Consider the following 14,210-nt stretch of genomic DNA (forward strand, 5'->3'; position numbering starts at 1 on the left):
CATCAATATATCAAAATTGATTAAACAAATATGAACAAACAAGCAATAAAAAAAGGGAATTCACAGAATCCCCTTTCATTTATTGGTTAGATAACAAGTCTCTGGCGGTTATTTTGACATATATGCTTTTACATTGGTCAAGATGCGTTCCTGAAGGTTAGAAACATCAGCTTTCACAAAGGTATCTCCTGTAATATTCTCATAGAGTTCGATATAGCGGTTGGATACCGATTCGATGTACTCATCCGACATTTCGGGAACGGACTGACCTTCCAAGCCTTGAAAACCATTGGAAATGAGCCATTGTCTCACAAACTCCTTGGACAATTGTTTTTGAGACTCTCCTTTTTCTTGACGCTCTTCATACCCATCAGCATAAAAATAGCGTGATGAATCTGGAGTGTGAATCTCATCGATCAATACAATTTCCCCATCTTTCGTTTTCCCGAATTCATATTTGGTATCCACCAAAATCAATCCTCTTTTGGCCGCTATTTCTGTTCCTCTTTGGAAAAGGGCACGGGTATATTTTTCCAACACTTCGTAGTCATCTTTGGAAACTATGTCCCGCTTTAAAATATCTTCTTTGGAAATGTCCTCATCATGATCTCCTTTTTCCGCTTTGGTAGCAGGTGTGATGATAGGTTCTGGAAACTTATCATTCTCCTTCATTCCCTCGGGCATCGGAACACCACAGAGCAATCTTTTCCCTGCCTTGTATTCACGGGCAGCGTGGCCGGACATATAGCCTCGGATGACCATTTCCACTTTAAAGGGTTCACAAGCTTTCCCGACGGCCACGTTGGGGTCTGGGGTTGCCATCAACCAATTGGGAACTATGTCTGCGGTTGCCTCCATCATTTTGGTGGCAATTTGGTTCAATATTTGGCCTTTATATGGAATTCCTTTGGGCATTACCACATCAAAGGCTGACAAACGGTCCGTGGCCACCATTACCAAAATATCGTTGTCCAAGGTATAAACCTCTCTTACCTTTCCTTTATAAACAGATTTTTGCCCAGGAAAGTTAAAATCCGTGGACATCAGCGTATTCATTCCCATAATTGTGTTAGAATTGATTTTGGTGCTCTATGTTCTGATAAGCATCAATCACTTTTTTCACCAATTTGTGTCGGATTACATCTTTATCATCCAAATAAATAATACTGATACCATCCACATTCTTCAAAATAAGCAAAGCTTCCTTTAGCCCCGATATCACCCTACGTGGTAAATCAATCTGGCCAGGGTCGCCTGTCAACAAAAACTTCGCGTTCTTGCCCATACGGGTCAAAAACATTTTCATTTGGGCGTGGGTGGTGTTCTGGGCCTCGTCCAAAATAACGAAGGCATTGTCCAAAGTACGACCTCGCATAAAGGCCATCGGAGCAATTTGAATGGTACCGTCCTCAATGTATTTTTCCAATTTTTCCGAAGGAATCATATCCCGAAGGGCATCGTACAAAGGTTGCATATACGGATCTAGCTTTTCCTTAAGGTCACCCGGTAAAAATCCGAGGTTCTCCCCTGCTTCCACTGCGGGACGGGTCAAAATAATCCGCCGTACTTGTTTTTCTTTCAGTGCCTTTACGGCCAAAGCGACTCCCGTATAGGTTTTTCCTGTTCCTGCTGGGCCAATGGCAAAGACCATATCGTTCACTTTGGTGGCATCCACCATACGTCTTTGGTTGGCAGTCTGAGCCTTGATCAACCTGCCGCTCACGCCGTGTACCAAAACATCCCCACTGCTGGAGGAAGAAGTGTAATCCGCTTTACTTGTGCTGGTGAGTATCCGCTCGATCATATTTTCATCGAGCTTATTGTATTTGGCAAACTGATTGGTCAGCTCATCAAAGCGCTTATCGAACTCTTCCAAAAGTTCTTCGTCTCCAAATACTTTTATCTTGTTTCCCCTTGCCACAATCTTAAGCTTTGGAAAGTATTTTTTCAGTAGCTCAATGTTGGCATTTTGTTGTCCAAAAAATTCCTGGGGACTGATTTCCGTAAGTTCTATTACAAGTTCGTTCAAAAAATGTGAGGTGTTACAGTTGTTTTTGAAGAATTTTATTCTTTCTTTTTTGACTAATTTTACAAACAAACTTAACTAAAAATCGATTTGAACACGGAAAAACATATCAACAGTATTGCATGGCCATTATAACCTTAACTACAGATTTTGGATATAAGGACCACTTTGTTGGGGCTGTGAAAGGGGCAATACTGAGCAATATCCCCGATATTTCCGTTGTTGATATTTCGCACGCCATAAGTCCTTTCAATATCCAAGAATGCGCTTATATCCTAAGGAATGCCTACCACTCGTTCCCGAAGGGAACGGTCCATATAGTTGGTGTGGATTCAGAGATTTCGCCAGAAAACGAGCATATCGTTGTTCAGGTGGATGGTCATTATTTTGTGAGTGCCAATAGCGGTGTCATTTCCTTGATAACTTCTGAGGTACAACCCGAAAAAGTGGTGGAAATCAATTTGCCGAATGCGGAGACTAGTGCTTTTCCCGTGCTCAATATATTCGTACAGGTGGCCTGCCATATTGCACGTGGCGGTAAACTGGAGGTTATCGGCAAACCTTTGGAGCGTTTAAAAGAACTACGCGATTTTGAACCACGAATCACCAACGAAGGCAAGACCATAACAGGCAATGTAATTTATATTGATAACTACGGAAACGTGGTCACCAACATTCAAAAAAGCCTGTTTGAAGCTTACCGAAGCGGACGTGATTTTGAAATTATCGCGAGAACCACCAAAATACGACAGGTGCATCAAAGCTATAATGGCATCATCAATTATAATCTGGAACGAAACCAACGCAAGGGCCCCGGAGATGCACTTGCCCTGTTCAATTCTGCGGGCTTTATTGAGCTTGCGATTTATAAAAGTGATTTGAATTCAGTTGGAGGGGCATCCTCCCTACTTGGACTCAATTACAGGGATACCGTAACCGTAAATTTCCTTTAAATGTTGATACGCATTGTAAAACTGACTTTTAAACCCGAAAATATTGCTAGTTTTGAGCGAATCTTTGAAGAATCTAAAAATGGCATCTTGTCTTTTGAAGGGTGTAATATGGTAGAGTTGTATCAGGACATCAATAATTCCAGCATTTTTTTCACCTATAGTTTTTGGGATACGGAAGCGCATCTGGACAACTATAGAAAATCGGATTTCTTTAAAGGGGTGTGGAGCAATACCAAAAAATTGTTCTCCGATAAACCCGAAGCTTGGAGCGTTCATAAAATTCAATCAACAAACCCATCTTAATGTTCGCAATTTTTAAGAGAGAGGTACGGTCTTTTTTTACATCGCCCATCGGTTATTTGATCGTGGGGTCGTTTTTATTGCTCAATGGACTTTTTCTATGGGTCTTCAAGGGCGAATACAATATTTTTGACTACGGCTTTGCCGATTTGAGCAACTTCTTTTTGTTGGCTCCCTGGATTTTTATCTTTTTGGTGCCCGCCATCACGATGAAGAGTTTTTCCGAAGAACGAAAAATGGGCACGTTGGAATTGTTATTGATCAAACCCATCTCTATTTGGAAATTGGTGCTCGGGAAATTTTGGGGTGCCTTTCTTTTGTGCGTGATTGCCGTTATTCCAACCATAGTGTACGTTTTTGCCATCTCTGGGCTGGGAATGGTAGAAGGCAATTTTGACCTTGGCGTAGTATTGGGCTCTTACTTTGGATTATTATTTTTGATGGCGTGTTATACCTCCATCGGGATATTTGCTTCTACGCTATCGGATAATCAAATCATTGCCTTTTTGGTGGGGGTTTTGATATGTTTCCTGATTTTTAATGGTTTTGATGCCACTTCTTCTTTATTTTCGAACGGCGAAACGCAACAAACCATTCAGTCACTCGGGGCAAAATCACATTTTGATAGTATTGCAAGAGGTGTGATAGACACCCGTGATTTAATTTACTTTATTTCATTGACATTGTTGTTTTTGTATCTCACTTTTCAACGTTTAAAACAATTGCCAAGGTAATGGGGAAGTTTTTTGTATCCATCGTAAAAGTGATTGTGGCCGTGGTGGTCATCAACCTATTGGCCAGTTTTGTCTATACCCGTTTCGACCTTACCGAAGACAAACGCTATACACTCTCCGAACCCGCCGTTGAAGTGGCCCAAAAATTTGAAACACCCGTTATCGTAGATGTATTGTTGGATGGAAACATTCCTGCAGAGTTCTCCAAATTGAAAGCTGAAACCATTCAATTGTTGGAATCCTTCGGGTCAAAAAACAGTAACATCAAATATAATTTGGTGGACCCTTTGGCAGGGACCGAAAATCCACAAGAAACTGTTGCTCAGTTGCAAGGCTTGGGATTACAGCCCGCCAATGTTACCGTTGAGGAAAACGGGAAAGTATCCAACGAACTGGTCTTCCCCTGGGCTATGGTAAATTTTAACGACCAGACCGTAAAAGTGCCATTACTTAAAAACAAATTGGGTTCCACGGCTGAGGATCGCATCAACAATTCGGTACAGCAATTGGAATATGCCTTTGCCGATGCCTTTACCAAATTGAGCATTGAAGAAAAAAAGAGCATTGCGGTCATCAAAGGAAATGGCCAACTAGATGATATTTACATCGCCGATTACCTGACCACGATTCGGGATTATTACAACATAGGTGCCATTACGTTGGATTCGGTAGCTACCAATCCCCAAAATGTATTGGATCAACTCAAAAGTTTTGATTTGGCCATCATTGCGAAGCCAACAGAGGCATTTACCGACCAAGAAAAATATGTGATGGATCAATATATGGTGCAAGGGGGTAAATCCATTTGGATGGTGGATCAAGTGAATATGGAAATGGACAGCATTTATGCCGGCGGCGGCGAGGCCATTGCCATTCCCAGAGACCTTAATTTGAAGGATTTATTTTTTAAATATGGGGTCAGAATCAATCCCGTTTTGGTCAACGACCTTTATTTTACCCAAATTGTTTTGGCTTCTGGCGAGGGAAACGATTCCCAGTACAATCCACTGCCTTGGTTTTATTATCCGATGGTTTTTTCGCAGAACAACCACCCAATCAACACGAATATTGAGGCAGTTCGATTTCAGTTTACAAGTCCAATGGACGTATTGGAAAACGATTATCGGAAGACCATCTTGTTGCAGAGTTCGCCACTTTCCAAAACCGATGGAATCCCTAGGGTGGTGAGTTTGGATATGATCAATCAACAACCCGATCGGGAAACCTACAACAATGGCAATCTGCCCCTTGCTGTGCTTATTGAAGGGAGTTTCACCTCCATGTACAAGAACAGGGTGAAACCGCTCAAACTTCAAAATACTTTGGAAGAAGGCCCCGAAAACAAAATGATCGTAATCTCCGATGGCGATGTGATCAAGAACCAATTACGTAATGGCAGACCCTTGGAATTGGGTTATGATAAATGGACCAACAGCTTCTATGGCAACAAGGAATTCATGATGAACAGCACAAATTACCTCTTGGACAATACGGGGCTTATTAACATTCGAAACAAGAAAGTATCCATTCCACTCTTGGATGTCAAAAAAATAGCAGAACAAAAAACCAAGTGGCAGCTTGTAAACATTGGATTTCCAGTGGTTTTAACCTTATTGTTCGGCCTGTTTTTCAGCTACTACAGAAAGCGCAAGTTTACCGCCTAACTGTTAATAAATTTGTTTCTCTGCTAAATCCATTTGGGATATATTTGTTTTTATTGATTTTACATACCCTTTACAAAGGGAAAATTGCTAAAAAAGCAACTATACTAAAGTATTTCGTTGATGAAGTTTATTGTATCCAGCACATATTTATTGAAACAGCTTCAGGTTTTGGGAGGAGTTATCAACAACAGCAACACCTTGCCCATTCTGGACAATTTTTTGTTCGACCTTAAAGAAAGTAAACTAACCGTTTCCGCTTCCGACTTGGAAACTACGATGAGTACGGTTTTGGAAGTGGATTCCGATTCTGAGGGAACTATTGCCGTTCCTGCTCGTTTGCTTTTGGATACTTTGAAAACATTCCCTGAACAGCCTTTGACTTTTGTTGTTGAGGATAACAATACGGTGGAAATCAGCTCTAACCACGGTAAATATGCCTTGGCATATGCCGATGGTGCTGAATTCCCAAAAGCAGTGGAAGTCTCCAACCCGAGCTCCACTACCCTATTGGGCGATATTTTGGCAACAGCTATTAACAAAACCATTTTCGCTGCAGGAAACGATGACCTTCGTCCGGTGATGAGCGGTGTGTTTTTCCAGTTTTCTCCAGAGAATCTGACCTTTGTGGCCACAGATGCCCATAAACTTGTAAAATATCAGCGACAAGATGTTTCAGCTTCCGAAGTAGCAGAATTCATTATGCCGAAAAAACCATTAACCCTTTTAAAAGGTATTTTGGCAGGTTCAGAATCTGAAGTTACCATCGAATACAACGATAGCAACGCCAAGTTCTATTTCGATAACACAGAATTGGTTTGTCGTTTGATTGACGGAAAATACCCAAACTACGAAGCGGTTATTCCAAAAGAAAACCCAAACAAATTAACGATTGCTAGAAACCAGTTTCAGAGTTCTGTGCGCAGGGTTTCTATTTTCTCCAACAAAACCACACACCAAATACGTTTAAAAGTTGCTGGCGCAGAATTGAATATTTCTGCAGAAGATGTGGATTACAGCAACAAAGCTGAAGAAAGATTGTCCTGTTCGTATCAAGGAGATGATATGCAGATTGGTTTCAACTCCAGATTTTTATTGGAAATGTTGAACAATTTATCTTCGGACGAAGTATCATTGGAAATGAGCTTACCCAACAGAGCGGGCATCCTTACTCCTATTGATGGACTGGATGAAGGTGAGCATGTTACTATGTTGGTAATGCCGGTGATGCTGAACAACTAAATTAACTACCCAATCATAATTGAAAAAGCTGGAGCAATTTGTTCCAGCTTTTTTGATTTACGATATAAACCTAATCGTCATAAAATAAGACGGTGATTCCCCATTCGATGCTTTTACCGCATTAACAATGGGCAATATAAATCCAAGTATCCCCACTCCTATCAAGCCTAGTATGCCCAAGCCCAAAAGTAAAATGGCAGGAATGCTGATGATGATGTAAAGTATCAGACTAATTTGAAAATTTATAATGGCTTTTCCGTGCTCGTTCATTCCTTCGACTTTATCTTTGGATGACAACCAAATAATCAAGGGAACAATAAGGCTCCCGAAGCCGGTTACATACGATAACAGTTGTGTAAGATGCGTCACGGCCAACAAGGTATTGTCTGTTCTGACCGCTTTTTGATTTATAACTTCCATTTTTGATTGATTTTGATGATTCAACTTATTAGTGTACAAATCACTAAAAATGTTACAAACACCAGCTAATTTGTACTTTTGTGCCCATGTCGTATACAGATAACATCGTAGCTTTGGCAACACCCTCAGGAACAGGGGCCATTGCTGTAATCCGCGTTTCAGGACAAGATGCCATAATCTTAGTGGATAAGTTGTTCAAGTCCATTAAAGATAAAAAGTTGGTGGAACAGAAAAGCCATACCATCCATTTGGGAAATATTGTCGATGGTGATAAAATTCTGGATGAGGCGTTGGTGTCCATTTTTAAAGGGCCACATTCCTATACAGGTGAAAATGTAGTGGAGATTTCTTGTCACGGTTCCCCTTTTATCCAACAACAGATTATTCAATTATTACTGAGGAATGGCTGTCGTGCTGCATCTGCTGGCGAATATACGTTGAGGGCATTCCTTAATGGCAAAATGGATTTGAGTCAGGCTGAAGCTGTGGCCGACCTTATCGCTAGCGATAGCGAAGCAGCCCACGATATTGCTATGCAACAGATGCGCGGTGGGTTCAGCAATGAAATACAAGAACTGCGACAAGAACTGCTGAATTTCGCTTCGCTTATTGAACTGGAACTCGATTTTTCCCAAGAAGATGTGGAGTTTGCGGATAGAACCCAGTTCAACGAATTGCTTACCAAAATCAGTAACGTTCTTAAAAAATTAATTGATTCCTTTGCCCTAGGTAATGTAATCAAAAATGGAATTCCTGTAGCTATTGTAGGGCAGCCCAACGTTGGTAAATCAACCTTGCTCAATGTTTTGTTGAACGAGGAAAGAGCCATCGTTAGTGAAATCGCTGGTACCACGCGAGATACGGTCGAGGACCATATCAGCATTAAAGGCATTGGTTTTCGATTTATTGATACCGCCGGAATCCGTGAGACGGTAGATGTTGTAGAGAAGATAGGCATCGAACGAACCTTTGACAAAATTGAAAAAGCCCGCCTCATAATTTATCTGTTTGACGGAATGGATTTTAACAAAACTGAATTGGAACAAATACAGCAACGTTATCCCAACAAACAATTGTTGCCCATCTGCAATAAAATGGATCTCTTAAATCCAAATCAGAAGGAAAAAATTGAGTCTGAAATACCCAACGTACTTTTTCTTTCCGCAAAATATAAAGAAGGTATTTCCGAATTGGAAAGCAGACTCCTTGCTTTGGTGGACTCAGGAGCATTGAGCGGAGACACCACTATCATTACCAATAGCAGGCACTACGACGCCCTATTGAAGGCACTGGAAGAAATCCAAAAAGTAAAAGAAGGTTTGGATATGGAACTCTCCAGCGATTTAATGGCCATTGATATCCGTCAAGCCTTATATCATTTGGGAGAAATCACGGGAAGTGTTACCACCGATGACCTATTGGGTAACATATTTTCAAATTTTTGCATTGGAAAGTAATCAAACCGTACACTCCAATTAGTTTGTTGTCAACTAAAAACGGAGAGACTTGATTTAAAATAAACCAAATAAACGGTTTTACTCTCAATTTAAATCCTTTCCTTTACATTCCATTATGTATTAAGGACAACGATTGCTCCAATCCTTAAAATAAAAAGATGGCCCACTGTTACTAATTTCCAATTATTCAGGGTCGTTTCTTACTATTTTTTGCTTGTAACAATATCCTCATCAAAGGCCAGTGAGGCCAAAGTCTAAAATTCTACTGGTCAAGGAATTACTATGTATTTCTTTGGAAGAACACTATGCTTTAGAAAAAAGCGTCGTTCTATGGCCGTATTCAAAAGAATAAATTAAATATAAGATATGCTAAAAATTAAATTGGTTCCTGGTGAGAACATAGAAAGAGCTTTGAAAAGATACAGAAACAAAGTTCGAAACACTAAACAACTAAAAAACATTAGGAACAATCAAGAATTTACCAAAAAATCCAAGGAGAAAAGAGAGCTTCTCGCAAAGGCCGTCTACAAAAATGAGTACCTGAAAAAGAACGAGGAGTAATTTTATGGATAAAGATTTAAACCTAGCCGTCTTAATCGATGGCGATAATATTCCTTCCAAATATGTCAAAGAGATGTTGGAGGAGATTGCAAAATATGGTAACCCCAGCATTAAGAGAATTTATGGGGATTGGACTAAACCAAGTTTGATAAAATGGAAAGATGTCCTATTAAAAAATGCCATCACCCCGGTTCAACAATACGGATATACCACTGGGAAGAATTCCACGGACAGTGCCATGATCATCGATGCGATGGACATTCTCTATTCTGGCAAGGTAAATGGGTTTGCCTTGGTGTCCAGCGACAGTGATTTTACAAGACTTGCCATACGCCTGCGAGAAGCAGGAATGACCGTGTTCGGTATTGGGGAGCGAAAAACCCCTGATCCATTTATCGTTTCCTGCGATAAGTTCATTTATCTGGAAATTCTACAAAAACCCCATTTGGGAGAATCCAACGCACCGCAGAAGAACGATAAAAACAAAGTCGACAAAATTACCCCGAAGGTGATCGACCTGATATTGACCACCATAGCAGATGTGGAAGATGAGGAAGGTTGGGCATTCTTGGGCGAAGTGGGCACCCTCCTTCAAAAAAAACAGCCCAATTTTGATGCAAGAAACTATGGTTTTCGAAAGTTGACGCCTTTGGTGAAATCATTGAATCAAATTGAAATCGGTTCCAGAAAAAACCCTAAGGGCAATGGGAACCTTATTTATGTAAGGACAAGAACCTAATAATAACGCCGATGAGACCTCTAGCCATATCAAAACAGATTACCAAAAGGGACACCCCCTCCCTTACCAGATATCTTAACGATATTGCCCGTATTCCGATGATTACGGAGGAAGAAGAGGTTGAGCTAGCCGTTCGAATCCGAAATGGTGACGTTCCCGCATTGGAAAAATTGGTACGATCCAATCTTCGATTTGTGGTTTCGGTAGCCAAACAATACCAATCAAGGGGCATGAATCTTCACGACCTTATCAATGAGGGGAATCTTGGCCTGGTAAAAGCGGCTACAAAATTTGATGAAACGCGGGGCTTCAAATTTATTTCCTATGCAGTTTGGTGGATTCGCCAGGGCATTATTCAGGCACTTTCCGAAAAATCCAGAATGGTGAGGTTGCCGCTGAACAAAATCAATGTCATCAATAAAATAAATCGGGCCTCCTCCCATTTTGAGCAAGTTAATCAGAGACCTCCCACGGCAGAAGAAATATCAGAATTGATCGATTCTTCTTTGTCGGAAATTAAACTTTGTTTAAAGCACTCATCGTGGCCCATATCCATGGACGAATCATTAAAAGTTGGGGAAGATGGCTTTAACTTGCACGATATTATGCATTCGGATGACAGCATTAATCCAGACCAAAACTTGCTCAAAGGTTCATTGGGATTGGAAATAGATGATGTTTTGGAAATGCTTCCCTATCGTGAGGCTTTCATTATTAAAATGTACTTTGGAATTGGTGCCAAGGATACGATGGGCCTAGAACAAATTGCCCTTAATTTAGAATTGACGACCGAAAGGGTCAGACAAATCAAGGTGAAAGCTTTGGCTCGGTTAAGGAACTCCTCCAAAGTTGGGCTATTGAAGGAATATTTGGAATAATGCAGCCAATTGTTAAGGAACTGATTATACGTTTAATGTTATAATGGGTGTTTTGGCTTCATGTTGAACTTGTTTCAACATCTCATTCTGCAGAATATAAGCATCTTCACGTGACCCTGAATCAAGTTCAGGGTTACGTTAGTGATATTATGACACATTACGGACATTCAATTAAGGAAAATAAAAATTCGTAGTTCATCAACAGCAGCTCGTAACCGAATAATTGCTATAATTGTAGTAACAGCACCCATACTGCAATGCAATTTATTGATTTACCCAGGCAACCCAGCATTTTTGTTTCCTACTGGAACGTAGGCAAACTGCTTTACGGTGCTTTATTTCTTTTTGTTCTTGAAACGATTTTTTATTGCGCAATGTTTCAAAAAGCTTACATGGAGAAACCGCTTTGGGTGATTGGTTTTTGGTTATGGTCCCTAATGTTTTCCTTTATCCATATTTTTTTGGTCTCTATGGACATTTGGTCGCGCATCCAAAATTACAAAAGGTTTAAAGATCACTTGTTTCAACACGGATTTTCCCCTAAAATCGTGGATTATTACAAAGGGAGCAAATGTCAACGCATGGCACTTACCACAGCCGCAAAAGAATTGGGCATAGAGGATAAAATAAAAGAACATTTCAGAAAATCCGGTATAAAATGGTTCCATTTTGTACCGCAATTTATGATTCAGGACCCATTATTCCCTTTTAAAAAACATTTTTGGTCCAGGACCTTTCTGGAGAAGTATTACGAGCCAAAATTTCAATTTAGAAATGCCCACAAAATACCGGCCGATGTTAGAAGCAAAACAGCTGAGCAAATCGTATAACAACGTAGCTGCCTTGTCCAATGCCTCAATTCACCTTAAACCAGGGCTTGTTAGTGGACTTTTAGGCAGAAACGGTGCTGGCAAAACAACTTTGTTCAAGATTCTATGCGGATTGGTCACCCCCGATTCAGGTACGGTGAACATTATGTCCAAATGCGCTAAGCCGATTGGAGCCGTTATCGAGGAGCCGGGCTTATATAAGTATTTGAATGCTTATGAAAACCTAAAAATATTTGCACAGATTCAAGGAGCGCCCACCGACAAAAAATCTTTGGAAAATTATCTTAAGGAAGTTGGATTGCCCTTGGACCGTAAAGACCCTGTTCGAAATTTTTCCATGGGAATGAAGCAACGCTTGGGCATAGCCATTGCCTTGCTCAACCAACCTGAAATACTGATTTTGGACGAACCTTTTTCCGGACTTGACCCTACCGGTGTAGCTTCGTTGATTAAACTAATAAAAAACCTTGCCCGTCAAAACATTGCCATCCTTATTTCTTCGCACCTTATGGCCGAACTGTATAAATGTTGCGATTTTCTTTACGTTATTGATGATGGGGAAATTGTAAACCAAGGTAGCACCCAAGAATTGATTGACGAACATATAAACTTTTATAGCATATCCGCTGTCAATATAAACGAGGCAGAAGCTATTCAACCCTATGCAATTGATACCGAAAAAGACAAGGCAACTTTACAATGTAGTGGACAACTAATGCCGGACATACTCCAGAACCTATTACAAAGTGGTTATCAAGTAACATCTTGTGTTCCAGAAATAACACTGGAACAACTTTTAACCCCCTCCCCTAAATGATGCTGCCCCTGCTAAAAGCTGAATTGTTTAAGTTGTTCAAGGAAAGTAAGACCTGGTACGCCATTGGAGCCGTACTTTTGATTGAATTGATCATCCTTTTCGCAGCCTATTACCAAGGAACCACGATTTTGGACCTGCTGCTGGATAACTTGAAACAATCTTTCTATTTTGAGGGCAATCTCTTAAATGGAAATTTGCTGATTTACATTATATTAAATTCCCTATGGTTTAACCTGCCCCTAATCCTTATGATCGTGAGTTCGGCCTTGATTACCGAAGAGTATAAAAACGGTACGTTGAAAACAATCATGCTTCAGGCAGTGAGCAAATGGCAGTTGATTACGGCAAAATACTTAACTTCATTGATTTTCACGCTAACCGTGCTATTACTACTTATGAGCACCACCTTTGCATTGGCTTACAGCATATTTGGCAATGGGGATTTAGTAGTCTATTTGGGCACCCTTAACTTCTTTCCGTCCGAAGAAGCTTTTAAACGTATTTGTTTTGCTTTTGGATCTGGAACATTAAGTATGATTTTTTTTACCACTGTGAGCGTTACTCTTGGAATTCTTTTAAAAGATCCTGCCAAAACGTGGATTGCTTCGGCATTCTTTCTTATTCTAAGTTCCTTGCTCTTAAAAGCCGATTTTGGTCTTGGGCAGATGGAACGTTACTTTTTTCCAAAACTTACCAATTCGTGGCAACGGTTCTTTGATTATCAACTAAATTTTCCATCCATTTTATTTGATAACTTACTGCTGATAGTTTACACGGGCGTAGCCGCTGTTATTGGGGTTTATCTTTTTAAAAAACAGGATATAGGATGATTAGATTATTGTGCTTTTTCGTTTGGATGCTATATTTTACAGGTACTCTTGCCCAAGAAATGGATGCCGATTTGATGAGAATCAAGAATCGTATGGACGCTATTGTGCAATTTTCTGCCGATCTACAACTAGATCTCGAAGCTCCCTTTATTAATATGCCCACAAAGCTTGCTTCCATGCACTATAAAAAAGGGAAGGATACAAAGTTTTCCAGTAATGATTTTGTGGTTTTGCCCAAACGTGGTCTGGATTTCGCTTTTTCAGAATTGTTCGAGCATCCCTTTATCACGGTTAATCGAGGAATTGAAATCAAAAACAACAAAGAAGTAAAGGTCGTCAATGTTATTCCTACGGATGATCGTTCGGACATGGCTGTTGCCACGTTGTACCTCGATGTAAAAAATGTACGTATAGCAGCTTCCGAAATTACGACCAAAAAAAATGGCACGTACAAACTAATCATGGAATATGAAAATAAACAATCTATTCTACCGAGTTATGTAGAGGTGTTTTTTGCTATGGAAAAGCTTAAAATCCCACTGAATTTTATGGGAAGTGATACCCAAATAGACCGTAAAACCATGCGTAACATGGATACCAAAACCGGGAAGGTCATATTGCAAATATCCAATTATATCATCAACTGATTGATGCCCCGCAAATAAGTTGAGTTTGTTAAATATTCTTAACGGAAAAAGCAACTCTTATAGTTTTGTTAAAAAATCACATTTTTCATTTCTTAATTAATTTTATCAACCTCGT

General features: G+C 40.1%; 16 protein-coding genes. 13 read left to right on the forward strand and 3 right to left on the reverse strand.

What is annotated here, in order from left to right:
- Positions 1 to 108 precede the first annotated feature (108 nt).
- Positions 109 to 1,062, reverse strand: a complete 954-nt coding sequence (locus J4E06_RS09890) for a phosphoribosylaminoimidazolesuccinocarboxamide synthase (RefSeq protein WP_502877345.1) — start codon at positions 1,060 to 1,062, stop codon at positions 109 to 111.
- A 7-nt stretch (positions 1,063 to 1,069) separates the two neighbouring features.
- Positions 1,070 to 2,029, reverse strand: a complete 960-nt coding sequence (locus J4E06_RS09895) for a PhoH family protein (RefSeq protein ID WP_349523744.1) — start codon at positions 2,027 to 2,029, stop codon at positions 1,070 to 1,072.
- 119 nt (positions 2,030 to 2,148) lie between these two features.
- Between J4E06_RS09895 and J4E06_RS09900 the strand changes: the two genes are divergently transcribed.
- The 5 genes from J4E06_RS09900 to dnaN all read left to right on the forward strand — a co-directional run bounded on the left by J4E06_RS09900 (position 2,149) and on the right by dnaN (position 6,916).
- Entirely contained in the window at positions 2,149 to 2,979 is an 831-nt protein-coding gene (locus J4E06_RS09900) for an SAM hydrolase/SAM-dependent halogenase family protein (RefSeq protein WP_349523745.1), read from the forward strand.
- Entirely contained in the window at positions 2,980 to 3,282 is a 303-nt protein-coding gene (locus J4E06_RS09905; protein ID WP_349523746.1) for a putative quinol monooxygenase, read from the forward strand.
- Positions 3,282 to 4,013, forward strand: coding sequence for a gliding motility-associated ABC transporter permease subunit GldF (gene gldF / locus J4E06_RS09910; protein WP_349523747.1), 732 nt, complete (start codon positions 3,282 to 3,284; stop codon positions 4,011 to 4,013). The genes J4E06_RS09905 and gldF overlap by 1 nt, the downstream gene beginning before the upstream one ends.
- Positions 4,013 to 5,677 carry a gliding motility-associated ABC transporter substrate-binding protein GldG gene (gene gldG / locus J4E06_RS09915; RefSeq protein ID WP_349523748.1) on the forward strand — a complete coding sequence of 555 codons (1,665 nt, stop codon included), beginning with the start codon at positions 4,013 to 4,015 and terminating at the stop codon, positions 5,675 to 5,677. The genes gldF and gldG overlap by 1 nt, the downstream gene beginning before the upstream one ends.
- A gap of 120 nt (positions 5,678 to 5,797) precedes the next feature.
- Complete coding sequence (gene dnaN, locus J4E06_RS09920; RefSeq protein WP_321411538.1) at positions 5,798 to 6,916, forward strand: DNA polymerase III subunit beta; 1,119 nt, start codon at positions 5,798 to 5,800, stop codon at positions 6,914 to 6,916.
- A gap of 57 nt (positions 6,917 to 6,973) precedes the next feature.
- Here dnaN and J4E06_RS09925 read toward each other — a convergent pair whose 3' ends face one another.
- Positions 6,974 to 7,336 (reverse strand): DUF4870 domain-containing protein, encoded by a 363-nt coding sequence (locus J4E06_RS09925; protein WP_349523749.1) that lies wholly within the window; start codon positions 7,334 to 7,336, stop codon positions 6,974 to 6,976.
- Between the two features lie 86 nt (positions 7,337 to 7,422).
- On the opposite strand from J4E06_RS09925, the gene mnmE reads away from it, so the two are divergent.
- From mnmE to J4E06_RS09965, 8 genes are all read left to right on the forward strand, one after another.
- On the forward strand, positions 7,423 to 8,793 hold the full coding sequence (mnmE, locus tag J4E06_RS09930) for a tRNA uridine-5-carboxymethylaminomethyl(34) synthesis GTPase MnmE (protein ID WP_349523750.1): 1,371 nt from the start codon (positions 7,423 to 7,425) through the stop codon (positions 8,791 to 8,793).
- 366 nt (positions 8,794 to 9,159) lie between these two features.
- Positions 9,160 to 9,354 carry a small ribosomal subunit protein bS21 gene (locus tag J4E06_RS09935; RefSeq protein WP_349523751.1) on the forward strand — a complete coding sequence of 65 codons (195 nt, stop codon included), beginning with the start codon at positions 9,160 to 9,162 and terminating at the stop codon, positions 9,352 to 9,354.
- Positions 9,355 to 9,358: 4 nt separating this feature from the next.
- Positions 9,359 to 10,093: an NYN domain-containing protein gene (locus J4E06_RS09940; protein ID WP_349523752.1), complete on the forward strand. Its 735-nt coding sequence runs from the start codon at positions 9,359 to 9,361 to the stop codon at positions 10,091 to 10,093.
- Between the two features lie 11 nt (positions 10,094 to 10,104).
- On the forward strand, positions 10,105 to 10,971 hold the full coding sequence (locus tag J4E06_RS09945; RefSeq protein WP_349523753.1) for a sigma-70 family RNA polymerase sigma factor: 867 nt from the start codon (positions 10,105 to 10,107) through the stop codon (positions 10,969 to 10,971).
- Positions 10,972 to 11,363: 392 nt separating this feature from the next.
- The gene (locus J4E06_RS09950) at positions 11,364 to 11,801 is read left to right on the forward strand and encodes a hypothetical protein (RefSeq protein ID WP_349523754.1); all 438 of its coding nucleotides are present in this window, start codon (positions 11,364 to 11,366) and stop codon (positions 11,799 to 11,801) included.
- On the forward strand, positions 11,767 to 12,618 hold the full coding sequence (locus J4E06_RS09955) for an ABC transporter ATP-binding protein (RefSeq protein ID WP_349523755.1): 852 nt from the start codon (positions 11,767 to 11,769) through the stop codon (positions 12,616 to 12,618). The genes J4E06_RS09950 and J4E06_RS09955 overlap by 35 nt, the downstream gene beginning before the upstream one ends.
- Positions 12,615 to 13,448 (forward strand): ABC transporter permease, encoded by an 834-nt coding sequence (locus J4E06_RS09960; protein WP_349523756.1) that lies wholly within the window; start codon positions 12,615 to 12,617, stop codon positions 13,446 to 13,448. The genes J4E06_RS09955 and J4E06_RS09960 overlap by 4 nt, the downstream gene beginning before the upstream one ends.
- Entirely contained in the window at positions 13,445 to 14,095 is a 651-nt protein-coding gene (locus J4E06_RS09965; RefSeq protein WP_349523757.1) for a hypothetical protein, read from the forward strand. Before J4E06_RS09960 ends, J4E06_RS09965 begins: the two co-directional genes overlap by 4 nt.
- Positions 14,096 to 14,210: the final 115 nt, after the last annotated feature.

The sequence above is a fragment of the Allomuricauda sp. NFXS6 genome, assembly GCF_040148835.1.
Taxonomy (GTDB): domain Bacteria; phylum Bacteroidota; class Bacteroidia; order Flavobacteriales; family Flavobacteriaceae; genus Flagellimonas.

Coding starts and splice junctions, on each gene's coding strand:
- J4E06_RS09890 (WP_502877345.1), bottom strand. CDS start 1,062: ATGGGAATGAATACGCTGATGTCCACGGATTTTAACTTTCCTGGGCAA.
- J4E06_RS09900 (WP_349523745.1), top strand. CDS start 2,149: ATGGCCATTATAACCTTAACTACAGATTTTGGATATAAGGACCACTTT.
- J4E06_RS09905 (WP_349523746.1), top strand. CDS start 2,980: ATGTTGATACGCATTGTAAAACTGACTTTTAAACCCGAAAATATTGCT.
- gldF (WP_349523747.1), top strand. CDS start 3,282: ATGTTCGCAATTTTTAAGAGAGAGGTACGGTCTTTTTTTACATCGCCC.
- gldG (WP_349523748.1), top strand. CDS start 4,013: ATGGGGAAGTTTTTTGTATCCATCGTAAAAGTGATTGTGGCCGTGGTG.
- dnaN (WP_321411538.1), top strand. CDS start 5,798: ATGAAGTTTATTGTATCCAGCACATATTTATTGAAACAGCTTCAGGTT.
- J4E06_RS09925 (WP_349523749.1), bottom strand. CDS start 7,336: ATGGAAGTTATAAATCAAAAAGCGGTCAGAACAGACAATACCTTGTTG.
- mnmE (WP_349523750.1), top strand. CDS start 7,423: ATGTCGTATACAGATAACATCGTAGCTTTGGCAACACCCTCAGGAACA.
- J4E06_RS09935 (WP_349523751.1), top strand. CDS start 9,160: ATGCTAAAAATTAAATTGGTTCCTGGTGAGAACATAGAAAGAGCTTTG.
- J4E06_RS09940 (WP_349523752.1), top strand. CDS start 9,359: ATGGATAAAGATTTAAACCTAGCCGTCTTAATCGATGGCGATAATATT.
- J4E06_RS09945 (WP_349523753.1), top strand. CDS start 10,105: ATGAGACCTCTAGCCATATCAAAACAGATTACCAAAAGGGACACCCCC.
- J4E06_RS09950 (WP_349523754.1), top strand. CDS start 11,364: ATGGAGAAACCGCTTTGGGTGATTGGTTTTTGGTTATGGTCCCTAATG.
- J4E06_RS09955 (WP_349523755.1), top strand. CDS start 11,767: ATGTTAGAAGCAAAACAGCTGAGCAAATCGTATAACAACGTAGCTGCC.
- J4E06_RS09960 (WP_349523756.1), top strand. CDS start 12,615: ATGATGCTGCCCCTGCTAAAAGCTGAATTGTTTAAGTTGTTCAAGGAA.
- J4E06_RS09965 (WP_349523757.1), top strand. CDS start 13,445: ATGATTAGATTATTGTGCTTTTTCGTTTGGATGCTATATTTTACAGGT.